Source organism: Acetomicrobium sp. (assembly GCF_059026225.1).
On the sequence record NZ_JBWQOQ010000007.1, the window covers coordinates 742,387 to 768,417 of the forward strand.

Here is a 26,031-nt window from a genome sequence, read left to right on the forward strand (position 1 = left end):
AAAACAAAAACTTCAAAGGGCATCTCGGACCTCGATATTGAAGCTCAGTTTATGCAAAGCTTCAAATACATTTTCCGGGCCTATGCCCGAAAGACACCCTTTCGGGCAATCCCAGTTTTGACAGCCCGCTTTTTCGCAAGAGACAGCGATCTTGACGCTCAAAGCTTCGAGGCCAACCTGCTTCGGAAGGGTGGGACCGAAAAACCCTATCGCGGGCTTATGCAATGCCAAAGCCAAGTGCATCGGCCCCGTATCACCGCCGATTACCGCATCACAACCCTCGATGACGGCAGCCATCTCGTCTAATCGCAACTTTCCGACTAAATTTACTGTCTTTTCAGCTGCTCTTGAAGATAAAACCTCCTCAATTTCCTTGGCCATGTTTTTTTCGTCTTCTCCGTGGCCGAGCAAAACGGCGCTTCCATTTGATGAAGCGATCATATTTATGAGGTCAGCCCAATGGTAAAGGGGCCATCTTTTGACCTCCTTGCTTGCTCCTATGACACAGGCTATCCTGGGCAAGGGCACTTTCTTTAAAAGCCCGTCCCTGAAGGCCCTGAGCTTGTCCGAGACCACGTAATAAAGGCGATGCTCGTCCACCTTTACGGGACGCCCCAGCATTTGAGAGATGTCTTCCCTGGGAAGATTATAAACGAAAGATGCCCAATCGTGCCTTCCCGCCCTGTTTTTTATCCCGGAAAACAAGGCGATGATGGCCGACCTGTCGGTGCCCTGAAAGGAAAGAAGATGAGTAAAACCGGACTTCCTGACCCTTAAAATGACGTCTATGAAACCTTTGAGACCGATGCTTCGATCCCACACCAACACATCATCCACGTAAGGCTGACCGCTCACCAACTCCTCGTAAGGATGCACCAAAAGCCACGTCAGCGGAACATTTGGCAAGATTTCCTTTATCGTCGCGGCAAGCGGGATACCCCTCACCACATCGCCCAAAGCACTATAGCGTATAAAAAGCAGCTTTTCTCCTTCTTTGCCTTGCGGCGGACAGTAACGTTTCAACCGTCGCGCTCCTTTCATTGCCTTTCTTGAAAGTGACAGATTTCTTTATTGAGTTGTTTTTTGAAGTTTTTCTCGCGCTGTTTGACATACCTTCTGTAAAAAATTTTAGGGAAATGTAAAGCCAGAAATGCCTTGAAGGGAACTTCGGGTTTATCCCAAAAGGTCGGATATGAATATTTTAGCATCTCCCTTATCTTGGGGTTACGCAACGCCTTCCAGTATATCTCATCGTCACCCTGTAAAATGAAATTAGATAGCATCTTTAACGCCTGACGTGAAGTGTAATATCTTTTCAGTAACGTTATCAGTTCCTCACCATAACCCTTTTCCTGAATATATTTCATCATTTTCAAGGAGAAACCCACACTAAAACAATATTCAAGCTTATCGTGCCATTTCTGCCTCGTCGTTTGACGCGGATGCCTGTAATAACAATAAAGCAACTCGGGGACGGACGAAACCCTCTTTGATTCTAAAAAGGCCTTATAAACAAATTCTGCGTCTCCAAAAACCTTTACAAAGGGAGGAAAACGCAACTGCAATCTATCTATTAACTCTTTGCTGAACAAGGTTGCCCATATCATGACCAAGATTTCGTCTTTAATATTTTTTTTGAAACAATCTATACCGTTTATAACGCCAGTGATGTAGTCAAATCGCTCGTCATACCGCGATATTACGCTCCCGTCATTCACATCTATTTCGTAAAAACCGCAAAAAACCATGTCGAGGTTTTCCTTGTCAGCCTTGTTAACTAATTTTTCAAGATATGTTGGTTTCAGGGCATCGTCATGATCAATCAGACAAACATACTCACCACTTGCCAATTTCAATCCCTCGTTGCGTGCACAACTTTCTCCCCGATTGCGCGACAGCTTTAAAGCTTTATAATCAATTCTATTTTCTTCCATAAAATTTCTTGCCACTTCATATGTATTGTCAGTTGAACAATCATCCACAAGGATGACTTCGAAATTACGGTGGGTTTGCTTCGCGAGAGATTCGAGCAATCTTCCTATGTGCTGTTCAGAATTATATGCGGGTATGATGACACTTACCCTTGAAGTTTCACTCATCCGTTTTTACCTCCTTGGCGACCATGCCCATGAGGAGTCCAACGCTTCCCCAGATGAAAGGGATTAATTCCTCATTATAGGGGGCAACGTCCACCAAACCATGCAAGACATACACAAATAAAATAGAAAAGACGGCCCAAGTCATAATTTCATTGGAAACGGATTTTAGTGATCGCACCACCAACCTAAAAAGAGAAAGCATAATCCCCAGATAGGCAAAGCCCGCTATGAAACCATGTGCAACAACGCTCTGAAAAAAGATGTTGTGGGAGTGAGCAAAATCCTCTGGGGTTACTATTCCCATTTCTGCCAAAATTTCCTTGCAAACGAAGCTAAAATTTCTGGATCCAACTCCTAAAAGCGGATGGCGGCCACAGATCCTCAACGTTGCGGTCCACACATATTCACGAAGGTTCAACAAATTCATCCACAAACCTTGTGACGTCAAATCTATGTTTTGAAGTTTTGTCAGTACATTAGAGTTTAGGGCAATAAAAACGGCCGTTCCCAACAACAAAAAGGTTAGAATACTCATCGAATGTCTTCTGCCCGAAAGCAAAAGAAGCAAGACTACGCCAACTATATAAAGATGGGGTACGATGTTTGAGATAGAGTACTTATAAGCGCTAAATAATGCCCATAGCGCTAAAATACAAGAAAACCACAATAAAATTCTTTTATATTCAAAGCGTTCAATTAAAAAAACCACGTTTACGAGAGCTATCATCACAAGGCCACTGAAAAAAACGTGCGTATGGGCAAATATGCCATGGTGATATCTATATATTTCATGATAATAAATTTCAGCAACTATTAACAATAAAAAAAGCCAAAGAGCAAGCCATCGGTGAGCATGGTCAAACACTTCATCTGAATCGTAAGATTTTGCAACCAAATACCCCAAAAGCATGTAAACTCCAAGAGCCAGATTATATAAAGGACCGTCCAAATGAGTTAATTTGCCCCCAACCGTTAAATCGGAAATGATCACCGTTACAATAAACAAAAGGTAATAAATCCAAACCCAATAACAACGATCGTCCGTGAAGAGATCTTTAAACATCCCGGGAGTTTTAATCGCGGTCTTGACGAGCCAGAAAAGCAGTATAAGCACCGGCAAAACCGCGTAACCAATGCCAAATAAAGAAACTCCCTGGCTTATGAAAAATACGTGCATCGGCCATTTGTTTTTTACATGGCTCATGTTCATAGAAAAACCTCCCGTGCTAAATCGTATTCATCGTATCGAAATTTTCGCTATTTCAATGCATCTTTGTAAACTTCTATAGTGTTTTCGGCCATCCTTTCCTTCGTAAATTGTTCGCTTCGCTTCAAGCTCATATCGCTCAACTTGGCCCTTAATTCTTCATCTTCAACGACTCTTTTAAGCGACTCAGCCAAGCCGTTGACGTCCCACACAGGAACTAAAATCGCCGCGTCGCCAGCCACCTCGGAAAGGGCCGCTTCAGCATATCCGACAACGGGAAGACCGCAAGCCATGGCCTCTACCATGGACAGACAAAAGCCCTCGGCATTTGAAGGAATACAAGCAACGTCCAAAGATCTCAAAAAGGGAAAAATTTTGTCCGGAGGGATAAAGCCGGTAAATTTTACCTTCTCTGAGATGCCAAGCTCGCCTGCAAGCTTTTTCATGTCGGGCAGCAGGGGACCGTCACCCCCAAGTATCAATTTCACCGGAAGCCCATCACAAATTTTAGCGAAAGCCTTGAGTAAGTCAGCGTGACCTTTTTGAGCTTTAAAAGTCGCAAGCAGTCCAATTCGCAAAGCGTGATCGTCCTTGGGAATCAGGGGAGGGGAAGTTTTTGCATCCTTCATGTCTATTCCGTTATATACTACCCAAGTGCGCTCAACCCAGGGCATGGCCCTTTTAACGTAATCTTCTACAGCCTTTGACACGCAGATGATCTGTTTTTGACCCTTGTAATGTTTCGGTTTATGGTATAAGTGCATATGACACAACAGCCTCTTTCTCGTGTTTGGCGATAAAAAGTGCGCGATGTAACCGCTTAATATCGCCGCGCGGCCCAAATGTACGTGAACTATATCGTGAGTTTTAAGCGCTTTTGCGAAAAGCATGGGGGTAAAAGGTTCATAATCGTTTAGAAAGGGGACGACCCTTACCTTTACTTCAGGCGTCAGTTCTTGGCATAAAACAGAATTTTTCCTCACCCAAACCTCTACGTCGTGGCCCGCCTTCGTTAGGCCGTTTGCGAGCATCACCACGACTTTTTCCGCCCCGCCCCAACCACCGGCATCGATGGCTTGAACGATCTTTAAAGGTTTATCTAGAACCTTTTTGTTTTCTACCATCGTCATACCTCCTTATTTGCAAGCAGCAAAGCTACTGCTTCGCACAAAATCTGCGGGGTAATTCCCTCTGCGCACCATCGTTGTCCGTTGCAGGCCTTCATGTCCCTTCCCGGACAGGGAGAGCACTCAATTTCGGGATAAATGCTCCAAACACGCTCGCCCAGGGGCATAAATTTGCTGACGCGCGAAAGTAAGCTGATTACCAATGTCCTGGTACCCAAAGCCGCAGACAGATGCGCACCTCCGGAATCGCCCGATACCGTCAGCGCGGACCTTTTAAGCAAAGCCATACAAAGGTACATTTCATCGTCAAGGGAAAGATCCGAAAGAAGGTAGGGAATGTAAGCGCCATCGCCCATCGAAGAGGCCATGTTTTTTAAGCTTTCAAATTGGCTTGGCCCGCCAAATAATAGCACTTTAAAGCCTTTTTCGAGCAGTATGCGACCCAGAGCAGTATAATTATCTTCACCCCAATTCTTTATCAGCTTCGAGCTATAAGGAAACATCGAGATTGCCTCGCCAAAACGGTAATTTTCCCATAAATTCTGTGCAATTTCGTCGATTTTTTCGGGTATGCAAATGCGATGCAGCGGTTTGGGAGGTTTGATCCCGAGCCTCCTTGCCATGACCAAAGTTTGGAATGCATCGTGTACCTCATGTCTGTTTGGCTCTTTGAACTTCCAATCGCTGAAAAAACATTTGCTCGAGTAGCCGATGCGATGCTTATATTTAAAACATAAAGAAAAAAGCAAGGAGGGAACGAACTGACGCTGCGTATCTACAAATAGATCCACCTTGCCTATACGTCTTCCTTCACGCCACCATTTGACGTACTCGGGAAAGGCAGAGGGCCTGTGCTTTCTTACCACCGTATAAAGCACGTCATCTATGAGGCCGCTGTCCTTTAATAAGCACTTGATCGGATTGGAAAACCCGCCAATCCAGGTAATTTGACTTTCAGGCCATGCCGATCGAAGCGCATTGAAAAAGGGATTTATCATCACGATATCGCCCATTCCTCCGCCACCCACGTATACTAAAATCCTTTTTACATCCAAAGTCTTGTATATGGGGTCCTCATACCAAGGACTGTAAAGTTCTTCAGGATAATCGTTCGGCAGAGCTCGGTTTAAAGAGACCGTAAAGTCATGGCCTGAAACGGATGTAGGCCATTGTTTTATTTTAGTTAACACAATATCACTTCTTTCTCTTTAAAGGGCATGCATCTTTGATATACTTCCAAGACTTTTCTTGTCATCTCTTCCACGGTCGGTATTTTACCGCTGTCGAAAAGTTGGACAGCCTTTCTTTCTTTTAGCATGACTTCGATGGCCTTTTTCCATGCCGATTCGTCATTGGGCTCAATCAACGCTTCAGGGTTAAGGCACAGCTCCCTGACCGACGGTATATCTGAAGCAAGCACGGGAACTCCCATCTTTACCGCCCTTATGAGCGTCATGCTCATGCCTTCTTCAAAAGAGGGAAACAGAAGGCACGAGCAACGGGCAAGCCAATCGTCGGTATCCTCGCGAAAGCCCCAAAATCGGACTTTGCCGGAAAGCCCGAGCTCGCCGGTCAGGCTTTCAAGATCTTTCCTCACGGGTCCGTCTCCGAGGACGTCTGAAACCCAGTCTCCCTTCACGTCCGCCAACGCCTTTAAAGCGACCTGCAATCCCTTCTTTAGCGTCAAGCGCCCTATGAACAGGAACTTAAAGGGATTGTCGTCTAATCTCCCCTGCCACGTCGTCTCCATCGGCAGTAGTCCATTGTATATTACAAAAGAATTTTCTGGAAGGTAAGGAGTCAAATGATCCTTTACCGAACTGCTTACGGCTATACAGGCACAAGCTTTTTTTAAGGGAAGCAGCACGCGTGAATGCTTAAAAGTAGCGTGCAGAGTGGCCACCCAGGGAACCCTTCCTTTACAGCTTGCCCACCAGGCGATCCAAAAGGGAACACGGGAATGGGCGTGCAGGATATCCCAGCCTTCTTTTTCAGCCCGCCGGGCAATGCTCATGGCGCAAAAAAAAGCCGTGACCGGGTTTTTTGCGTGCACGGGAAGATGCCAAACTTTGACTTTTTCATCAAGATGACTTTCTAGCTTTCCTCCCTTTGTGACAAGGAGCACTTCATGGCCTTTCTCTGCCATCTCGTTGGAAAGCCACAAAACGTGGCGCTCCACGCCGCCCTCGTGAAACTCAGGAAGGATTTGCATTACTTTCAAGGGTTTGCCCATCGCTTCAACAATTTCTCCTCACAACATATGAAATTTAAAATATAGCAAGATTTAATTTTTTCGTGATATCAACTTAACAATACCCCATATAACGAAACAAGCCGTTTTCGTTTTTTAAAAAACGTCTTTCACCTAGCTTACCATATTTCTAATTTATTTCTAATTTTCAGCCATCAGTGTTCCGGGAATTACCGGCTTGGCCTTTCTTCATGCCATCGGCCGACAAATTGCTCGCTATCCACTCTGCAGCCCTTTTGGCCTCACAAAATTCGAGGCCATGCTTGCCGGGCAAGCAGCTCAAGTCGGTTACGTCTTTAACCCAACGGGCAAGCCCGCGCTCACAAAAGTTGTCTATGGCACGGGTGAACTTAGGGATACCAAAAAGCCTCTTTGGAGACAAAATTTTTCGCTCGACGCACAACAGGGCACTCGCTTCCAGGACTCTTTTGAAACTTTTTTTATGTTCCACAGGAAGCACGCCAGTGCAAAAACCTGCCGTTGCAGCCTCGGATATCATGGAAACGGAGTCTTCCGTAGCTAAAACATGCGTGACAATGCCAAATATGCCATACACCGGATTGTAAGGATCGCGGGAAGCTATGCACAAATACCTAATGCAGGGATATTTTTCAGATAACGCTTCTAAGACTTGCTCCGTTTCACGGGAGGTGCGCCTCGAAGTAGTGACGTAAAGGTCCGCTCCTCCTTGGTAGGCAAGCTCCAACAGGGGCCTTACATTATCTTTTACCCATTTCGGGGTTATTTGGTAATTGCCGTCGCTGCCGCCCAAAAGAAGCCCGATTCGGACATCGGAACGCGGCGGGTAAAGCCCGCTTAATTTTTTTGACTCCTCTTTTATTCTTTCGGGCGTCACAAAATTCGGGGCACCCAAGGTAACCAGCACTTTTTTTGAAGCCTTTGGGAAATCGTGATCCGGCACTATGGCAAAATCAAAGGGTTCTACGCCCAAAGCCGATGGAGTCATTATCGTAACGCACTTGCCGCCGCACAAACGGGCCAGTGCAAGACAGTAAGGAGCCGGCAAGCTACCTGCAGATAAAAAAAGCGCATTTGGCGTGCTCGCGGTCGTTATTGCCTCTGATTTTCCCTCGTAAAAATCCGATTGATCGAGGGTCGCTTCCCATTTTGGAGCAGCTTTGTTTTCTTTTAATCGATCTAAAACCTCTCGTACCTCTTTTAAAAGGGGCTCACCGCCGGCACGGCGTAACCAGCGAAAGATCCCGCGTTTATCCTGACCGGCCAGTCTTTTAGCTGACATCTTCATGATACAAAAGCGCTCAACAGGATAAAGAGGTTTTCTTGTCCAATTTAGTTTGACATTTTCAATTAAAAAATCGGGCCTAACTTCAAGCTCGTGCACATCGCATCCAGTAATTAGGGACAAAAAATGGGCGACGCCTCGGCTTTGGTTTATGTGACCGCGAATCTCGTCGCTTATTATAAAAATAACGCCAATTAGCCCTTTTAATCTTTCTGACTCAGCCATTTAAAGACGCATTCACCTCAACTGCTGCCTGCAAAACTGGTTTTTTGAATTATTTATCGAGTTTCCCTGAAGATTGTTTCTTTCCTATCGGGTCCAACACCCAAGATAACGACGGGTACGCCCGTTTGGTCTTCTATGAACTTCACATAATCGCGCGCAACCTGGGGCAAGTCTTCTATGGTCTCTGCCTCGCTCATGTCTTGAGAAAAACCCTTAAAGGTCTTGTAAACCGGCTTTGCAGCGGACAGAATGTGCGTGTCGACCGGATATTCTTCGGACCTTTTCCCATAGCAATCGTAGGCAACGCAGACTTTAATCTCTTCCAATCCCGAAAGGACATCCAACTTGGTGATGGCCAGATGGGTCGTACCGTTAATCCTGGCGGCGTATTTAAGGGCCACCAGGTCAAGCCAACCGCACCTCCTGGGACGCCCGGTTGCGGCACAATACTCGCGCCCCTTTTCCCTCAAATATTGACCTTTTTCTTCCAGGTCCTCCGTAGGAAGAGGCCCTTCGCCAACCCTGGTGCAGTAGGCTTTGGCTACGCCTATGATCCTGTCTATGTTTTTAGGGCCTACGCCCGTTCCGGTGCACACTCCCCCGCAAGTCGGGTTTGAGCTGGTGACATAAGGATAGGTCCCGTGATCTATATCCAGCATTGTCCCTTGAGCTCCCTCAAATAAGATGCATTTGCCTTCATTTAAGGCCTGCGTAACGACCTTCGAGCAGTCGCCGACGTAAAGGGATAATCTTTCCTTCCATGCCATGGCTTTATCGTAAAGGGCATCGAAGGAAATCGGCTTTTCGTCGTATATCCTGGTAATTATCTGGTTTTTGAGCCCCAAAATATAATCTAGTTTATCTCGTAGCATGTCCGGGTGCATGAGGTCGCAAACCCTGATGCCCGTCCTGCCGAACTTATCCACGTAACAAGGGCCTATCCCCTGTTCCGTGGTACCTTGGCGTCTTTTGAGCCCTTTGCTTTCTTCAAAGTGATCTAATATTTTATGGTAGGGCATGACCACGTGAGCAGAACCGCTCACTATGAGCCTTGCTCTGTCCATACCCTGAGAGGACAATTCGTCAAGTTCTTCAAACAAGCGATCGGGGTCAAGTGCCACGCCGTTTCCAACTACACAGGTCTTTCCGGAATAAAGCATCCCCGAAGGCAGGATGTGAAAGATGTACTTTTTGCCCTCGACGATGACCGTATGTCCCGAGTTTGCACCGCCCTGATAACGGACGATCACATCGGATTTTGGAGTTATGGCGTCTGCAACTCGGCCTTTTCCTTCGTCTCCCCACTGCATTCCGACGATAACTTCAGCTTTGCCCTTCATGTACATCCACTTCCCCCTCGATAAAAAGCCGCGGTTTTACTCACCTGGAAGCCGCCAAAAGACGCGCAAGTTCTTTTACGGTCACAAATTTTACGCCGACATCGGGACTGGATGCCAGCTGATTCAAAAAAACTAAAGTCGCGGGTCGTACATGACATATGGCGACGACGTATCCCCGTCTTTGGGCAAGCCCTGCGGCTCGCTTAAGCTGAGACCACATGAAGTTAACGTCGTCCAAGTGATCTATGAAGGCGCCGTTTTCGAGCGCAAGAAGTCCTGCCCTTTTGGCCTCAAGCGCTGCCACGGATGAAGCAGCGGTCCTGCTGTCCAAAAATATGGATAATCCAGTTTCTCTTAATCCCTCCATCGCAGCGCGCATAACCCTCATGTCCGAGGTTGCAGCAGAACCGCGGTGATTGTTCGCGCCTATTGCACCCGGAAGCGATTCGATGGCCTTTTTAACGTTTCTTTTTATCTCCTCACAGCCCATGGAAAGGCCCACTAGATAGCCACCACCATCTTTGTCTCCGAAGGCCTGCATGGGAATATGAACCAGAAAGGGAATCCCCTTTTCTTTAGCGAGATCTGCCGTCTGCCTGCTTGCGCTTTGAAAGGGTATGATAGCCCATGTCAACGGAAGATCTATCCTTGAAAGCTCCTTAGCCCTCGCATAAGAAAACCCTAAGTCGTCAACTACTATGGCCACGTAGGGCCCCTTTTCCAAAGCAGGTCTTAAATCGTCAGTCAAATTTAAGTTTGGTTCTCTATTTGAATTTAACTCCCCCTGATCCGAATTCAAGTGCTTCAAATCGCTTGCTTCGTCTTCTGAAATAACCTTGGTACCGGTTTCTCCCTTGGCAAGGACCGTTTCGACTTGAGCCTCGATTGAAACATCTCTCTTTAAAGCACTAAAAATCAAGCCCAGCCCGAGACCTGTCAAGAACAAAATTATCGCCCATTTATATTTATCACTTAGCCTCTTCATAACACGCCCGCGTCACTTTCGTAGTAGTTTAAAAAACAGCTATAACTTGACTCCTCTACCTGCCTGTAGGGCCTATTTGGCCGCCTTAGCCGGCACTTTGACCAAGAGGGCTTCAACCTCTTTTATGGCACGTTTCAACTGTTCATCATCATCTAGCTTTCCCGTGTACTTACCTTCGACCACGATATCGGGTTCAACGCCAACACCATCTATCATGACACCCGAAGGCGTGTAGTACTTGGCGATCGTCACAAACAAACCCGAACCGTCGGGAAGCCTGAAAAGCGTCTGAACCGAACCCTTGCCGAAGCTTTTTTCTCCCACCAAGACGGCTCTTTCCCTGTCTTTGAGCGCACCTGCAACGATCTCTGAGGCACTTGCGCTTCCTTCATTTATCAAAACGGCCACGGGTCCATCAAAGGCCGTCCCGGGCTTTGCGGTAAAAACCTCGTTGGCCTTCTCAACCCTACCACGTATGCTCACGATTTCACCCCCGTCTAGAAAGTAGTCAGCTACGGCAACGGAGGCATCGAGCAAGCCACCGGGGTTGTTTCGCAAGTCAAGTACCAAACCCTTTGCTTTCGTTTCGCCTGCGACCTTTAAGGCGCTCAGCATTTCTTCCGCCGTCTTTTGAGTAAAATGCTTTATCCTGATGTAAGCAATGTCATTCGTCAATCGCTTTTGACTGACCGATTCGATCTTTATGAGCTCCCTTGTTATGTCGAATCGGAGAAGTTCATCGTGACCTTCACGCCTAACCCAAACGGTAACCTTCGTGCCGGGCTCCCCGCGCAGCATTTTGACCACGTCATTTATGTTCCAGCCCAACACGACTTCATCGTTGACTTTGACTATTTCATCCATGGGCTCCAAACCCACTTCGTGAGCGGGAGTCCCCTCAATGGGACTTATCACCAAGATCTTACCGTCTCTACTGCCTATGTATATACCAAGCCCGCCGTATTCTCCTTCTATGTCTATTTCTTCTTGTTTTAACTCGTCAGGATCCACAAACCTGCTGTAGGGATCGCCCCAGGCGGCCACCATTCCCTTCATGGCGCCGTAAAAAAGCTCTTCGTCGCTTTTTTGCTCACCGTCATTTACATGATAGGTCTCAAGTATTGACCTTGTCTGCTTCATCATCCACACGTATTGAGCATCGAAGGGCAAAATATCCTTAAGCTGAAATTCACCGCTTGCTCTGGCAGCTAAAAGCCCTCCGGCAAGAAGTGCCACGAGGGCAAGCATGCCGAAAATAAGGCACTTATTTCTTTCGACGAACCCTCTCACCTAAATCACTCGCTTTCCAGGGAAGCTTTCAATAATAGTTTCAATAATAGATTGACAAATTCATCAAGCTAAACCAAAGCGTCGATTCATGCATCGAATAAAACTTCTAAAGTCTGCTTGACCTACGCCCCCTTTTGCTTACTTATCTTGGCAGGTATTTAAGCGGATCGACGGCGTTCGCGTTTATGCGAACCTCAAAGTGCAGATGCGGTCCCGTGGCAACACCGGTATTTCCTACCCGTCCTATTATGCTGCCTTGATTTACCACCTGGCCTTCCCTGACACTTATGGCAGACAAATGGGCATATACCGTCGTCATGTCTCCACCGTGATCAAGTATCACAACCTGTCCGTAACCTTTAAGCCAGCCGGTAAAAAGCACCTCTCCCCTCGCAGCTGCCTTAACAGGGGTCCCGTGAGCGGCATCGATATCGATCCCCGTATGCACGGTCTTGGTCTTAAAGACAGGATGCACCCTCGTTCCAAAATTGCTCATTACGGTACCGTTCACGGGCCAGAGAAGTTTTCCCTTTGGTGCCGTTAGGACCGGCCTTTGGCTGCTGGATACGGTTGCTCTTCTTCTTTTTTCGGCAAGAAGGGATTTGATCTTATCCTGAAGCTCCCTTTGCGAGGCCGCAAATTCGGCCGCCGCCTTTTCGTGCAAGCTTTTTTGTTTTCTTATCTCGGAAAGCAATTTCTTTTGCTCATCTTGAGCTTGGACCAGTTTCTTTCGCTCCGACTCCAAGGACTTTTTGTTGGCCAAAAGGTCGTTTTTTTGCCTTTGAAGCTCCTCTTTTGACGCTTCAAGGGATCGTTTTCTCTCTCTTACCTCCACTATTAATTCGCCGTCAGCTCTGGCGACCCTGCCGAGCAAATAAGAAATGCTCATGGCTTCCTGCACGTTTCGAGCCGAGAAAAGGAGTTTATATTGGCTAACTGAGCCATACTTGTACAGAGAAACCACCCTATTGCTCAAGGCACTTTTTGCCTTTGCAAGGAGCGCTTCTTCTTCTTTGATCTTTTGCGTTAACTCTTTGATCCTGGCGTTTAGCTTTTTTTCCTTCAGCTCCAAGACCTTGATATTTTGCCTTGTCAATTCTTCCTTTTGATTTATCTCCTCAAGTTCCGACAGCAAGCTTTTTTCCTTTTTTCCGTAAGAAGCGGCTTCCTTTTTGTGTTGGGTGATCTTCGTTTGTATGTATTCAAGCCTTTGTTGTTCCCGCTTTATTTGGTTTTCCAAGTCGTCAGCAAAAGAAGGTATCTCCAAGACGAAAAGTCCGGCTAGGATAAAAAAAATAAAAACATGCCATAAACTCGTACTTTTCCGGCTATGAGTCAGTTTTTCGCGAAAATGCTCTGCCTTACTCACGAGCTTCACCTCCCCCATCGGGGTCATCGCGGCTTCAATGATCTGCGGATGTGCTTATGGACCGCCAGCCAACTGCATATCCAGCCTAAAGCCACTCCACCTCCCACTAACAGGCAAAAAAGCCAAAGCGTAATCTCCGGTGAATCCAACATGTTAAAAAAGGGAAGTACCCTGGACAAAACCTCGAGAAGTCGTCGATAGGCCTTCACCAAGAAAAATAGGGCCATGAGAGCTCCCATGCCTCCCAATACAACACCTTGCAAGAGAAAGGGCAGCGATACATAGTTTGGTGTTGCTCCTACCAAAAGCATGACGCCAATTTCCTCGCGCCTGGAATACAAGGCTATCCTTATGGTGTTCATCATGACGACAAGGCTCGTTATGAGGGCAACCAAAAATACCGCCATGGCAAATCTGTTTAAAAAGTAAGCCAAAGAGGCCAGGCGTTCGGCAACCTCTCCGGCATAAATCACGTCGTCTACCTCCGGAAAGGCATCAATTTCATTGGCCACCAAGTTGAGATTTTCTGCCTTGTCCACTGTTACTATAACACTTGGAGGAAGCGGATTGTCACCTAAAAGCGAAATGATTTGGTCTCCTTGCCCGATTTTTTCGTCAAGCCGTTTTAAAGCCTCTTCGGGCGAGATGTAGCGCACGTTTGTAATTTGAGGCATGTTTTTCAACCTGCCCATGACAGATTCGACTGCATTTTGATCTTTTAGGTAAGCTTCAACCGTGAGGTCGCTTTCGATCTGGAAGGCCAGGGCGGTAACGTTGATGGAAAGCAAAATACTCATTCCCACGGCTAAAAATACGGCCACTATGGTAAGCAGGGTCAAAAAGACGACGGTAAAATGACGCGTAAGCTGCCTTATCGTATCCCTTATGACGTATCTAAAGGTCGCCATAAAGCTGCACCTCTCCCTTGGGTTCGTCTCTAACGATGCGCCCATGGCCTAATTCGACCACCCTCGCCCTAAAGGCATCCACGATATATTGATTATGCGTAGCCATGAGCACCGTCGTGCCGGAAGCGTTTATGGAAAAAAGGATCTCCATTATGGATTCAGCCGTTTCCATGTCCACATTCCCAGTCGGCTCATCGGCGATGAGCAGAGACGGCATGTTGACTATGGCTCTTGCTATCGCGAGCCTTTGCTGCTCTCCCCCGGACATCTGTTCAGGATATAAAAATCGTCTCCTCCACAAGCCCAGCATGGACAACACTGCCTTTACTCTTTCTTGCACTTGCCTTTTAGGCATCCCTATGGATTCCAGGACGAAAGCCACGTTTTCTGCGGCGTTAAGGTGTGATAAGAGTTTGAAGTCCTGGAAAACAACGCCTATTTGTCTTCGAAAGTAAGGAAGTTGTCCCAACCTTAACTTCCTTAAGTTATAGTTGCCCACCATTACCTGACCCGACGAAGGAACTAACTCCCTGTTTATCAGGCGAAGGAGCGTGGTTTTGCCTGAGCCGGTGTGCCCTATAAAGTATACAAACTCTCCCTTTTTTATGTAAAGATATATGTCTTCCAGGGCAACAATGTCGGGGTCGAAGATCTTGGATACTCCGGCCATCCTTATCTCCATCCGCTCACCGCCTTCTCGTAGTCCAGACCTGAGCGACCGCGCCCACTATCTCGCGATATTTAAGGGAATAGTATTCCTGAAGCTCGGCAGGCGTACCGCTTTCGCCAAAGCGGTCTTTCACGGCAACGAATCTCAAGGGCACAGGATAGTTGATGCCTAAACTTTCCGCCACAGCACCGCAAAGCCCGCCCATGCCGTTATGCTCCTCTGCAACGACGCAGCAACCCGTTCTTCTCACCGACGATTGAATCAGCTCCTCAGGCAATGGTTTTACGCTGTAGCAATCAATGATTTCTGCTTCGATGCCTTGACGGGCCAGTATATCGGCCGCCCTTAAGGCCTCAAACAACATGATACCACAAGCTACTATGCTGACATCACTTCCTTCCCTGATTATCCTCCCGCCACCTATATGAAACTCGTCCCAGGGAGAATAAAAAAGAGGAACCTCAGGTCGTCCCAGCCTGATGTAAAGCGGTTTGTCATTCTTGTAAGACGAAACAATCATATTTCGTGCCGACCAGTAATCAGCTGGCACGAATATGTTCATGTTGGGCAGCACTCGCATGAGGGCAAGGTCTTCGAGCATCTGATGTGTGCTACCGTCTTCTCCCACGGTGATGCCCGCGTGGGTCGCCACAAGTTTCACGTCAAGATTGGGCATGGCCACACAGCACCTTATCTGATCATAAGCCCTACCGATCAAAAAAGAAGAAAAAGCCACAGCGTAGGGCTTTTTACCGGCCAAGGCCATGCCGGAGGCGACTTCGACCATGTTTTGTTCTGCTATACCTACGTTATAGTATCTGTCCGGAAATTCATCCGCGAAGGCTTTGGCGTAGGTTGAAGAGGCAACATCAGCATCAATCACGATGATATTTTCATTTAATCTCCCAAGCTCCGTCAAGCCGTCCCCCAAAGCTTCGCGCGTGCTCCTTTTTTCCATCGTCATCGCTCTTCCTCGCTCAAGGCTGCCGACTCCTTGCTGAGTTCGTCCAACAACAAAGTTACCTGGTTTCGCGATAAGCTTGCCTTTACAGGCATCTCGCCGTTTTCGGCCAAAGTTATTCCCCTGCCCCATTTAGTGTACGCTATTATGGCCTTAGGGAAGCCCTTTTCCTGAGCGGCTTTGGCGAACGTCTCGTGTATGGAAGGAAAGTCGTGGCCACAGGTCTCAAGACAAAATAGGCCAAAGGCCTCGAACTTTTCCTTCAAAGGTTCCAAGGCCTTTATCGTTTCGGTCTCCCCTTCCATCTGCAGGCCGTTGCGATCAACGATGACATAGAGGTTGTCCAGCTTCCAATGAGAAGCCGTCATCAATGCCTCCCAACAAGAGCCTTCCTGAAGCTCGCCGTCTCCCACCAGACAAAAAACCCTGCTTTCGGGGAAATCGGTCTTTAACGCCATGGCCATCCCGCAAGATATGCCAATGCCCATGCCAAGAGATCCCGAAGGGGCATCTATGCCGAGGGCATTTGTGTAAAGCGGGTGTCCTTGAAGCAAGGATCCGAGCTTTCTGTAGTTCCAAAGTTCTTGTCTCTCAAAATATCCCCTACGGGCCAAAACCGCATAAAGGCTCGGGCAGGCATGTCCCTTGCTCAATACAAACCTGTCCCTTTCTTGCCACCCCGGCAGTTGGGGGTTTACCCTCATGAGATGAAAATAAAGGTAAACGATCAGATCTACGCAGGAAAAAGCGGACCCCAGGTGGCCGGAATCGGCCATGGATATCATGCGCAATACGTCTTTTCTTACCTCTACGGCTATACGGCGCAATTTTATTTCAAGCTCGCGCTGCAAAATTTCTCATCTCCCAATGTCGCCCTTAATGCGAGAAAAAAAGCCTCTTGCAAAGTCTTTCTCGCCGAAGCTATTTCTTCAGGCTTAGCCTTTCTAATTCCCGTGATCTTACGATCTAAATCTCCCTCGCCCTCCCACAAAGGTATATTCCACCTTAAGGCAAAAGACCTCACCTTTGGGTCATATGGAACGGCGACGGTAGGAATCTGGTTCATCAAAGCCAATATACAAAAATGAAGGCGCATGCCGACCGCTGCAACCGCTCCTTCAAAGGCAAGTATCGCGTCTTTTAGGTCTTTTGGCACAACCACGTCATCGAATTTGACGAAGCTTTCCAGACGCTTTAATTCTAGCAGGTCTTCCTCGGACATGCATATCGCCCTAAGATCGTATTCATGCATCTTAGCAAATAATTCCACATTTTGCACCAGCAATTTGGACATGCTCTTGTCGTCTCGCGTTGGCCTTACGTTAAAGACCAAAGTTTTTTTAAAAACTTCTTTATCGAGTTTATCGAATTTTAGATAAAATACGGGGTCCGGCGCTATTTTTGAATCAAGCCCCAGGGAAGCCAAAAGTTTTTTTGAAGCTTCGTCCCTTACGAACCTGACGCGACAGCGTCTCAGGGCATCTCTGGCCAGCATTCTTGCCGCTTTCGAATTCAGCGGCCCTACCGACTGCCCAAAAGCCCACGGCACGACGCCCGCCACTTGAGCCAAGAGCACGACTCCCCAGTAATAAAGACATGACCTGAGGCTCGTCGAGTCTTGAAAAAGCCCGCCGCCACCCAAAAGAAAGCTTCTGCTTTGCCTTAAGGCATTTAAAACCTCGAAGATATTCCATCTGTTAACTGAGGCTACGCCGAAGCGAGACTTCGTTTTTCGAGGATCCGATGAAAGTACACAAATGCGATCTTTTTTTAAACCCGCCTCAAGGGCCATCTCAATCAGGGCAAGACAAATCAGCTCGTCTCCCAAATTGTCGAAACCATAATATCCACATATGACAAGATCATATTTCCTCGCCACCAAAAAGTAACCTCCTGAAGGCCTTGACCTTTAGGGCCAAGAAAAACAGGACCACAAGTATGAGGCCGAAAAAGGATCCCACCCAAAGGCCATTGAAGACTCTCCAACATATGAAATATATCCTGGTATGGAAATGACAGAAGCTGTTTACGGCGGAGGCAAATGCCAGGGAAGAAGCCATCCTGGCAAGCAAATAAAGCTGTGACCCGAATCGCGTGAAGGAGGCCTTGGACCTTGCCATCCCCATGGCGAGCGCGAGCCAAAGCGCAGGATAACCGATAAATATCTCCTTATTCCTCGGCCTTGCCACCAGGTAGCGTTCAAAGGCGTCCCGCAAGGCCACCTCCCATTTTGGCACAAAGGGAACGTTTCCGCTTCTGAGCAAAACTATGGCCGCCGCCAAAACCAAGACGAACAAAATTAAGAGCTCTCCCCAAATGGGAGGACGCCTTAAAACATCGCCCACCTTTTCCGGGTAACGCCGCCTCGTCATATCGTGCAGCAATACCAGCAAAGGCGGAAGTGCCAGCGTTGCCTTTACGCCGGAGAAGGTCAAAAGACGCAGCATGTAAAGGGGGGTGCCGAAAAAAGAAGACAAAGCAAGACCCACGGCAAGTACTGTGCATACTCCCTTTAGCAATCCGTACAAGGGCTTTTTGGACTCAAGCACCGCAATAGTAGCAGCAAAAGCCCCAAAGGATGCAAGAAAAGCTCCCATGATCTTTGCAGCTGTACCAAGATAGTTGGCCCCAAGGGCCAGCACGGAGACAACAAGGGCAATTCCCAAAAGCCATTTTGTCGATACAAAGACCTTTTCTTCCCCCATCGAAGCTAAAAAGACCAAAAGATAAAGGCTTGCCGTCAAAAAAGAAAGGACAGCCCAGGAATTGCGCTCCCACTCAGGGTAGGGTTCGCCGAATTTGAAGACAAATCCGTCACTTTCAAGCAAACTTCTTAAGTAGGCTAAATCCTGCTCGAAGCTTTCGATCCAGGGACCTGACGCGACCTCGTAGGGGCGCAAGAGCAACACTCTGACTGACCTCTCCCTGGCAGCCCTTGCAAATCGTTCGACCAACGTCGGTCGAGACAGGTTTCTGGAGATGATCTCCTGCGTGGTAACGCTATGCAAGGGAAGAATATTGGGAAAAGACATCCAAGAAATCTCGTTTCCGCCAATCAGACGAGCAAATTCCGGCTGCAAAAGCACGGCGCCATATTTATTCATCACTTCCATGATGGGAGAAAAATCGGGATAGCCAAAGATCACTGAACCTTGCGGCAAAATGCCCCTGAGCCTCCAAAGAGAGGCAAAAAGCAAATCCAAGCTTTTAGCTGCGTCTTCGGAAGAAATCCCAAAGGTGGGAGAAGGCCTGTAAACTAAAGGAACGTTTAAGCGAGAAAGGCGCCTGCAAGCAACCAGGTCCGGTATGACGCCAACCTCCAGAAGCTCTTTTGGCTCCCTGGGCAAGACGTATATGCTGCCTTTGGAAACAGCGTATGTGGCGCAACCCGGAAAGCGGGCCTTCAGATATTTTTCAAAAAACCAGTCGTCATATTCCTTCGGAATGAAGAGGGCTGCATTATCGGAAAAACTATCGGAACTTTTCTCGGGAAGAAGGCTTCTTAAAGTACCCCATAAAACGGGGGAATCGCCATCTCGCAAATCTGCTCCCGTTAAGTCCTTGAAGGAAACGGCCGTTATTCCGCCATTGAGTAAGCGATTTAACATTTCTTCAAATTCAACCCCAGACTGACGCGCCATAGCCTCGACATCCGCGTATTCCACGAGCAGGGTTACGTCTTTTTTCATCGATTCTTCCTTGAACCTGGCAGTTAATCCCAGCACTCCGGCCACGATGGTCAATGCCAGCAAGGGCAAGGTAAATTTCTTTAAAAAAGCTCTCACTCGACACACCTCCACTGGTCTTCGAGGGGCCAACCCATTCGTTCCAACAATTGGGACAATTTAGCCAAGGGAAGACCGACCACGTTAAAAAAGCAGCCTTCAATCCTTTCAACAAGAAGAGCTCCTGAGCCCTGAACTCCGTAGGCGCCGGCTTTGTCCATGCCTTCCCTCGTTTCCGCATAAGCCCAAAGGGCTTTGCGGCTCATGTTTCTAAAGGTTACACGCGTTACCTCGTGATCGGTCAGTAATATGCCTTCCTTCATGACGGCCAGTCCCGTATAAACTTCATGGGTGCGACCGTTCAACTTCAGCAACATCCCATAAGCTTCATCCAAGGACGAAGGCTTGCCAAGGACCTGACCGTCAATGCAAACGACCGTATCGGCACCGATCACGTAAAGGTCCGGATAAAGAGGCGCCGCCGATGAGGCTTTTTTGGTCGCCAGGCGCTTTACCGCTTCGGCAGGAGAGGGAAAAACCTCGACATCTTCTTCGACGTCAGGAGATAAAAACAATACGTCCCACCCTAAAAGCTCGGTCAGCAACGCCCTACGCCTGGGGCTATTTGAGGCCAAAACAATTCGCACGTCACGTCTCACCTTCAATGGCTCATCCTTTCGCTTAGAAACATAATATCAAAACATTCCAATCACAAAACCTATGCCCGCCGCAAGAAGACAATAGAGGGAAAAGAACCTCCACCTTCCAAAAATCACTATTTTTTTCATGAAACGAAGCGACGCCAGGCCACAAAAAAAGGCCAAAACGCAAGCATAAAGCCAGCCGTCGGGCAAGACCGCCTGTTGCTGAACGACCTTTCGGCCCTCGAGCAAAGTTGCTCCCATTATGGCCGGGAGCGAAAGAAGAAAGGAAAAGCGAAAGGCCTCTTCTCTTTTAGCTCCCGTCATCAAGGTAGCCACGATTGTACTGCCCGATCTTGATATTCCGGGCATAACTGCAAATCCCTGGGCCAGACCGGCAATCAGACCGGTCCAAATATTGATGCTTTTATCGCTCAAAGCAATGCGTCCTGCCCAATTTAAAAGCGAAGCCGTAACGATGAGGCCGCAAGCAACGGCCCAGGGGACGCCAAAAGCCCTGGAAGCTACGCTTTCAATGGGTAAGGCAACTATAGCGGTGACAAATGTCCCAAGTATTACTGCCCAACCGTACTTCCAACCCGAACTTTCTCTTAAGCTTTTATCGGTCAAGCCAAGGAACCATTCCTTCGATAACTCCAGGATATCACGCAAAAAATATACAAAGATTGACATCATGGTGGCAAAATGGAGGAAAACATCGAAGGCCAGGGGAGGGTCATCAAAACCGAACAGATTTTGTGCCAGGGCGAGATGACCCGAGCTGCTGACCGGCAAAAACTCCGCAACTCCCTGAAGGACGCCCAGGAACAAAGTGTGAAAAAAGCTCATCTTGCCAGCTCTCCTTGAGCAATCTTTGAAGCATAACCATTACCCTGAACCTCGTTTACCATGACTAAGATCACCGGCGGAGATAGGGAAAATTTTCGAAGCACTTTTCTCACCGCGCTTTTGACTCGCGAAGCTACGTCATCGTCTTTCTTTCCCGCTTTATTTCCCATCCTGAAGGTTTTGACAGCCTTTTCCACGGCCTCCTCGATGTTGCTGTAAAGCTCGTTGGCATCCAGGCGATGCAAAAAGCCTCTGCTTTCTACAGAAACGGGGGCCACCAGGTTGCCGTAAGGGTCATGTGCAATGGAGATGCACACGACGCCGTCCTCAGCGAGATCCTTTCTTTCGCCAAGAAGCCCTCCCTTCAGATCTCCGTAAGTGCGACCGTCCACTATATATGCCCCTACTGGTACTTTTTTCGAGATCCTGGCTTGCTTTTTGGTTATGCTTAAAACGTCCCCTTTTTCCATGATGAATACGTTTCTCGCCGGCACTCCCACTTCTTCCGCCAGCTGCTTATGCCTGACCAGGTGCCTGTATTCCCCATGAAGGGGCACGAAGTAAGTAGGATTGATCAGGCTTAACATCATCTTTAATTCCTCGCGCGAGGCGTGCCCAGATACGTGAACATTTTGTTCTGCCTCGTATATTACCTCGCAACCCTGCCTGAAGAGGTCGTTTATCGTTCTGTGAACAAGCCTTTCATTTCCTGGGACGGGAAGGGCGCTTATGACGACCAGGTCCTTTGAGCCAAGTTTAATGTACTTGTGATTGCCACGGCTCATGAGCACTAAACCCGAAAAGGGCTCGCCCTGACTTCCCGTAGTTACGACCACCAGCTTGTTATGCGGAAAATCCTCGATTTGCGAGGGTTGAACGAAAACGTCATCGTCCACGTCCATATATCCCAGCTCCCTGGCGCGAGCGACGTTTGCGACCATGCTTCTTCCTATGAGCACAACTTTGCGATTAAACCTCATGGCCGTTTCTATTACTTGCTGAACCCTGTGCAAGTTGCTTGCAAAGGAGGATATTATGATGCGCTTGTTTCTGTAAAGCCTGAAGGTCTGCTCCATAGTCTTTCCAACCATGCGCTCTGAAGGAGTAAACCCGTCACGCTCCACGTTTGTCGAATCGGACAACATCAAAAGCACGCCCTCTTTCCCTAACGTTGCAAGCAAAGCATAATCCGTTGCCCGCCCGTCAATGGGAGTGGGATCGAGTTTAAAATCTCCCGTGTGAAGCACGACCCCAGCAGGCGTATATATTGCGTATCCGACACCGTCCGGTATCGAGTGACAAACGGAAAAAGGCCGTACCTTGAAGCACCCGAGCTCTATCTCGTCTCCCGCCACGATTTCGTGGGCCTTGAGCTCGTAGTCTGGCGCTATTTCTTCGAGCTTCCCCTTTATAAGCCCAAGGGTAAGCTTAGTGGCATACACGGGGCAATCCAACTCTGGAAGTATAAAGGGCAAAGCCCCTATGTGGTCATCATGACCGTGAGTTATGATGATGCCTCGGATCTTTTTTTTATTTTCCAAAAGATATGCCGGGTCAGGTATTACGAAATCTATGCCCAGCATCTCCTCATCTGGAAACATCAATCCACAATCGATCACTAACATGTCGTCCCCGTATTCGAGCACGTTCATGTTCTTTCCTATTTCTCCAACACCACCAAGAGGAATGAACCTCAAGGCGGTAGTTCTTCTGCTATTTCGCGAACGCTTCTTGCATTTCGCTGCGTTTCTTTGCACTAACACTTCACCTCCACGTCAAAATGGAGGGGGACCTTTGTCTCCCTCCAAAGCTCACGTAAGTCTACGAATAAGCTTTTAAAACACCTTTCTAATCTGAGTAATCTTTATCATCTTTTTTCCTTCTCCTGCAGGCATCAGGGGCCTTCTCCGGAGTGAACTCGCTCCGTGAATGGTACACTTTGCGCTCGGGCGTGGAATTGTGATCTCTTCGAGAAGAAATTGCCTCAAAGATCAATTCGGCCGTGCCCTCGCTCGCAAAAGCCTTTATGTATTTGGTAGCCCATTCCTCCGTTTCGGCGACAATTTGCTCCTGTATTTCTTCGGGCAACGCCATTATCTGGTCATGGAAGGGCTTGTTCGCCTTCTTGTAATCGCCCGATTTCCTGCTGTAGCCCTGCTCGTCAGCCCAAGCCACGATCTTATTCCACAAATCCATGGGAATGCCTCTCTTTGGGTCCTTGACGTAGGAACCGTCCTTTATCACAGCGTTGCCGGTCTCGGGCTCGATCTCAAGCCCGAAAATTATGTTCTGCCACAAGGTGCCAACGTTTCCCTTGTTTATCCCGTACTTGGGAAACATCGCCGCCTTATCCAAGGGGGTGCCCGATATGCCGTGCTGCGCTATGGAAACCCCGTAACGAGCAATGGCATCGGCAATTTCTTTTGTACGATTCAGGTCAATCCCCTCTATTTGTCCTACCGTTTTGTCATAGGTCCCATGCATGCTCCCGTTGGAAATGGCGAGAAGATCGGGGAAAATGCACCAGGCATTAAGCCCACCAACGAAGAAGAGCGCCTCTTCAAGGGTGGTCAGCTCTCCGGGACCCTTTATTTCGCCCACTTCCACTTCCAAGCCCAAGTAGGCGGGAATATGTTGGGCCACATCTCTCGTATACATCAAATTTTCCCAATCGGGATTACGGGAGGCGTCAATTGCCACTGACGTCCAGCCTCGTTCTATTATCTGCCTCAAGTGCGCTATAGCCTTATATACATCAGACATGGATTTTATGGTGTAATGATCCACATGCAACCCGAAGATCACGCCATGTCCGAGTTCCTTTGAATATTTTACGGCATAATCGGGGACGTTGTCATATGTGCAACCGCAATAAGTGGATTCTGACTTGGCAAGTTCTATCAAAACCACCGAGTTGAGCTTCTTCGCGGCCCGAAATACGCCTTTTATCGTCAGGGGATTTCTAGCGTTGGCGGCCAAAACGACGGCACCCTTTTTTCTGGCAACCTCGATTATATCCCTCCCGCTGACCAAGCCAACAGGCTCATCCCCATATATTGCCTGCACGTTTAAGGGTCTTTTTTTTAGCAGCTCCTTATAGGATAGGCTTTCTACTTTCAACTGAGACACCTCCTGCCAATTTTTCAGACCATGACACAGAATTTAGCGTCAAGCTAACGATTAAACTTAAGAACAAATAAATTGTAACATGCAAAGCGAAATTAGTCTTAAATATTTTTAAGAAAGCCCTTGCACTGCCGCAAGAGTCATGATAACATAACTTTCGCCGAAAGGCATAACCCTGGGGGATCGTCTAATCGGCAGGACGCATGACTCTGGATCATGTAGTGGTGGTTCGAGTCCACCTCCCCCAGCCATAAATTTAAAGTTGTGGCCCCATCGTCTAGTGGTCTAGGACTCCGGGTTCTCAGTCCGGCAACAGGGGTTCGAATCCCCTTGGGGCTACCATTTTTTTATTGAGGGTTTTCGGCCATGGCGAAAAGCTACCTTTCAGTGGGCATAATAGCAATCGTAATAATAATCAGCTTCACCGTGGGGATAGTTGTGGGTTTTTCGGTAAACCTGGGAAACGCCCTTCTTGCCCATCCCGACAGATATAAACTAATCATCAAAGAAGACGACACGATGATGAAGTTTGACTCCTCTTCGGGCAAGTTGTGGATATATGACCCTTCACGACGCGACACCGAAGAGGGCCCGTGGATTCCCGTAAATGGAAATTAGTTACGCAACATGACCTCACCGTGAGGCTGAAGGACCGTCCCCTTTTGGACTGCTATTTTGCCGCCGAGGATCACGTACTCAATTCCCTTCGGGGAAATAAGCGGATCCTTAAAGGTAGCGCAGTCTCTGAGTTTTTTGGGATTAAATATGACTAAGTCAGCCTTATATCCCACTTTTATATTTCCTCTGTCTTCAAAGAAAGATGCCTTTGCCGGCAAATAGGTGGCTTTGCGTATTGCTTCAGGCCAAGAGAATCCCTCTCTTAAGAGGATCTTAAAGGCCCTCGGGAAAGTGCCACACACGCGCGGATGTCCCTGGCCATTTTTTAAAACCGCATCGGAAGCTATTATGCAATCAGGATGTTTTAAGGCGGCTTTTACCTCTTCGCCATCCATCACATGAGCAACAATGAGCGTGTCCGGTTCTTCTTTTCTGAGCTTCATATAAAGTTCTTGAGTCAGCTTTTTCCCCCGGTACTTGCCCGATGCAACTTGCAAGCATGAAAAGCCCTTCTTCCAGCGCTTTTCAAAGCCCGGGTCAAAGACTGCAGAGCCAATCTGGGTGCAGAAAGCCTTATAGGGATAGGAATCAAAGGTCACATCGACGTATGCCTTGGCTTCTTCTATCAATTTCAATGCCTCCCGGATGCAGCCGAAGGAAGCCATGCTCGCCAAGTGGGATATCTGAACCCTGACACCGCAATCTTTGGCCAAAGATATGGCCTCTTTTACGCCTTCAAGGGATTTTTCACCATCATACCGCATGTGCATGGATACCCATCTTTTATCATATTGCGCTACGACTTTGGCAAGCTTGCACATCTCCTCGTAGCTTGTTCCTGGCACGTACTCTAGCCCCAGTGAAAAGCCGAAACTGCCCTTCGATAACTCCTGCTTTAAAATTTCGACCATGGCCTCTATGGATGAAGCGCTCGCGGGCATATAGTGATTGTTCAGGCCGACTTTTTCCCTCAAAACCTGATGCCCCGTAAAAAATCCCAGCCTGAGGTAGCGAAGCCTTTGAAGCAACTCTTCAGTTATTATGGGTCCCACTCCGCAGTTTCCCGCTATGGCCGTCGTAACTCCCTGTAAGAGCAGAGCTTTTTCGACCTCGTTTTCGGCCGAGTTCTCATTGTGCATGTGGGTATCGATGAAACCGGGCGAAACGTAAAGCCCCTTGGCGTCAATTAAGATTTCGACCTCCTCGATGAGATCGCTTCCCACGTAAACTATCTTGCCGTCCGCAACTCCGATGTTAGCCTCATAGATCTGACATTCTTGCGGGTCAATCACGGAACCGTTCATTACAAAAAGGTCTAAGCTCATTTTATCCTCCCTGCCTTAAACCCCTTCTCCCTTTTAAGGCACGTCAAAGGG

The 26,031-nt window shown here is 47.9% G+C and carries 23 protein-coding genes and 2 tRNA genes; 3 read left to right on the forward strand and 22 right to left on the reverse strand.

Going from position 1 to position 26,031, the window contains the following annotated elements; genetic code table 11:
- Positions 1-12: 12 nt before the first annotated feature.
- From AC5SXE_RS08210 to AC5SXE_RS08310, 21 genes are all read right to left on the reverse strand, one after another.
- The gene (locus tag AC5SXE_RS08210) at positions 13-1,023 is read right to left on the reverse strand and encodes a glycosyltransferase family 9 protein (RefSeq protein ID WP_493917147.1); all 1,011 of its coding nucleotides are present in this window, start codon (positions 1,021-1,023) and stop codon (positions 13-15) included.
- 14 nt (positions 1,024-1,037) lie between these two features.
- A complete protein-coding gene (locus tag AC5SXE_RS08215) occupies positions 1,038-2,099 on the reverse strand; it encodes a glycosyltransferase family 2 protein (RefSeq protein ID WP_493917148.1) in 1,062 nt (353 codons plus the stop codon).
- On the reverse strand, positions 2,092-3,309 hold the full coding sequence (locus AC5SXE_RS08220; RefSeq protein WP_493917149.1) for an O-antigen ligase family protein: 1,218 nt from the start codon (positions 3,307-3,309) through the stop codon (positions 2,092-2,094). Before AC5SXE_RS08220 ends, AC5SXE_RS08215 begins: the two co-directional genes overlap by 8 nt.
- A gap of 47 nt (positions 3,310-3,356) precedes the next feature.
- The gene (locus tag AC5SXE_RS08225) at positions 3,357-4,430 is read right to left on the reverse strand and encodes a glycosyltransferase (protein WP_493917150.1); all 1,074 of its coding nucleotides are present in this window, start codon (positions 4,428-4,430) and stop codon (positions 3,357-3,359) included.
- A gap of 2 nt (positions 4,431-4,432) precedes the next feature.
- Entirely contained in the window at positions 4,433-5,623 is a 1,191-nt protein-coding gene (locus tag AC5SXE_RS08230; protein ID WP_493917151.1) for a glycosyltransferase family 9 protein, read from the reverse strand.
- Positions 5,617-6,666 carry a glycosyltransferase family 4 protein gene (locus AC5SXE_RS08235; protein ID WP_493917152.1) on the reverse strand — a complete coding sequence of 350 codons (1,050 nt, stop codon included), beginning with the start codon at positions 6,664-6,666 and terminating at the stop codon, positions 5,617-5,619. The genes AC5SXE_RS08230 and AC5SXE_RS08235 overlap by 7 nt, the downstream gene beginning before the upstream one ends.
- A gap of 166 nt (positions 6,667-6,832) precedes the next feature.
- A complete protein-coding gene (locus tag AC5SXE_RS08240) occupies positions 6,833-8,173 on the reverse strand; it encodes a mitochondrial fission ELM1 family protein (protein WP_493917153.1) in 1,341 nt (446 codons plus the stop codon).
- A gap of 53 nt (positions 8,174-8,226) precedes the next feature.
- Positions 8,227-9,513 carry an adenylosuccinate synthase gene (locus tag AC5SXE_RS08245; RefSeq protein WP_493917154.1) on the reverse strand — a complete coding sequence of 429 codons (1,287 nt, stop codon included), beginning with the start codon at positions 9,511-9,513 and terminating at the stop codon, positions 8,227-8,229.
- Between the two features lie 40 nt (positions 9,514-9,553).
- Positions 9,554-10,498 carry a divergent polysaccharide deacetylase family protein gene (locus AC5SXE_RS08250; RefSeq protein ID WP_493917155.1) on the reverse strand — a complete coding sequence of 315 codons (945 nt, stop codon included), beginning with the start codon at positions 10,496-10,498 and terminating at the stop codon, positions 9,554-9,556.
- A gap of 72 nt (positions 10,499-10,570) precedes the next feature.
- Positions 10,571-11,746 carry a S41 family peptidase gene (locus AC5SXE_RS08255; protein WP_493917297.1) on the reverse strand — a complete coding sequence of 392 codons (1,176 nt, stop codon included), beginning with the start codon at positions 11,744-11,746 and terminating at the stop codon, positions 10,571-10,573.
- Positions 11,747-11,930: 184 nt separating this feature from the next.
- Positions 11,931-13,157: a murein hydrolase activator EnvC family protein gene (locus tag AC5SXE_RS08260; RefSeq protein WP_493917156.1), complete on the reverse strand. Its 1,227-nt coding sequence runs from the start codon at positions 13,155-13,157 to the stop codon at positions 11,931-11,933.
- Between the two features lie 23 nt (positions 13,158-13,180).
- Positions 13,181-14,065 (reverse strand): cell division protein FtsX, encoded by an 885-nt coding sequence (locus AC5SXE_RS08265; RefSeq protein ID WP_493917157.1) that lies wholly within the window; start codon positions 14,063-14,065, stop codon positions 13,181-13,183.
- The gene (locus tag AC5SXE_RS08270; RefSeq protein WP_310850155.1) at positions 14,052-14,747 is read right to left on the reverse strand and encodes a cell division ATP-binding protein FtsE; all 696 of its coding nucleotides are present in this window, start codon (positions 14,745-14,747) and stop codon (positions 14,052-14,054) included. Before AC5SXE_RS08270 ends, AC5SXE_RS08265 begins: the two co-directional genes overlap by 14 nt.
- A 4-nt stretch (positions 14,748-14,751) precedes the next feature.
- The gene (locus AC5SXE_RS08275) at positions 14,752-15,699 is read right to left on the reverse strand and encodes a transketolase family protein (protein ID WP_493917158.1); all 948 of its coding nucleotides are present in this window, start codon (positions 15,697-15,699) and stop codon (positions 14,752-14,754) included.
- Positions 15,696-16,547, reverse strand: coding sequence for a transketolase (locus AC5SXE_RS08280; protein ID WP_493917159.1), 852 nt, complete (start codon positions 16,545-16,547; stop codon positions 15,696-15,698). Before AC5SXE_RS08280 ends, AC5SXE_RS08275 begins: the two co-directional genes overlap by 4 nt.
- A complete protein-coding gene (csaB, locus tag AC5SXE_RS08285) occupies positions 16,526-17,575 on the reverse strand; it encodes a polysaccharide pyruvyl transferase CsaB (protein WP_493917160.1) in 1,050 nt (349 codons plus the stop codon). Before csaB ends, AC5SXE_RS08280 begins: the two co-directional genes overlap by 22 nt.
- Positions 17,559-19,481: a DUF5693 family protein gene (locus AC5SXE_RS08290; protein ID WP_493917161.1), complete on the reverse strand. Its 1,923-nt coding sequence runs from the start codon at positions 19,479-19,481 to the stop codon at positions 17,559-17,561. Before AC5SXE_RS08290 ends, csaB begins: the two co-directional genes overlap by 17 nt.
- Positions 19,478-20,080 carry a Maf family protein gene (locus AC5SXE_RS08295; RefSeq protein WP_310850166.1) on the reverse strand — a complete coding sequence of 201 codons (603 nt, stop codon included), beginning with the start codon at positions 20,078-20,080 and terminating at the stop codon, positions 19,478-19,480. The genes AC5SXE_RS08290 and AC5SXE_RS08295 overlap by 4 nt, the downstream gene beginning before the upstream one ends.
- Before the next feature lie 36 nt (positions 20,081-20,116).
- On the reverse strand, positions 20,117-20,911 hold the full coding sequence (locus AC5SXE_RS08300; RefSeq protein ID WP_493917162.1) for an undecaprenyl-diphosphate phosphatase: 795 nt from the start codon (positions 20,909-20,911) through the stop codon (positions 20,117-20,119).
- Positions 20,908-22,668 carry a ribonuclease J gene (locus tag AC5SXE_RS08305; RefSeq protein WP_310850169.1) on the reverse strand — a complete coding sequence of 587 codons (1,761 nt, stop codon included), beginning with the start codon at positions 22,666-22,668 and terminating at the stop codon, positions 20,908-20,910. Before AC5SXE_RS08305 ends, AC5SXE_RS08300 begins: the two co-directional genes overlap by 4 nt.
- A 91-nt stretch (positions 22,669-22,759) precedes the next feature.
- Positions 22,760-24,031 carry a class II fructose-bisphosphate aldolase gene (locus AC5SXE_RS08310; RefSeq protein WP_493917163.1) on the reverse strand — a complete coding sequence of 424 codons (1,272 nt, stop codon included), beginning with the start codon at positions 24,029-24,031 and terminating at the stop codon, positions 22,760-22,762.
- A 182-nt stretch (positions 24,032-24,213) separates the two neighbouring features.
- On the opposite strand from AC5SXE_RS08310, the gene AC5SXE_RS08315 reads away from it, so the two are divergent.
- The 3 genes from AC5SXE_RS08315 to AC5SXE_RS08325 all read left to right on the forward strand — a co-directional run bounded on the left by AC5SXE_RS08315 (position 24,214) and on the right by AC5SXE_RS08325 (position 24,655).
- Positions 24,214-24,288 (forward strand) — tRNA-Gln (locus tag AC5SXE_RS08315).
- A 15-nt stretch (positions 24,289-24,303) separates the two neighbouring features.
- A tRNA-Glu gene (locus AC5SXE_RS08320) sits at positions 24,304-24,379 on the forward strand.
- A gap of 24 nt (positions 24,380-24,403) precedes the next feature.
- Positions 24,404-24,655: a hypothetical protein gene (locus tag AC5SXE_RS08325; protein ID WP_310850171.1), complete on the forward strand. Its 252-nt coding sequence runs from the start codon at positions 24,404-24,406 to the stop codon at positions 24,653-24,655.
- On the opposite strand, the gene AC5SXE_RS08330 is transcribed toward AC5SXE_RS08325, so the two are convergent.
- Positions 24,652-25,980, reverse strand: coding sequence for an N-acyl-D-amino-acid deacylase family protein (locus AC5SXE_RS08330; RefSeq protein WP_493917164.1), 1,329 nt, complete (start codon positions 25,978-25,980; stop codon positions 24,652-24,654). The genes AC5SXE_RS08325 and AC5SXE_RS08330 overlap by 4 nt on opposite strands.
- Between the last annotated feature and the right edge of the window lie 51 nt (positions 25,981-26,031).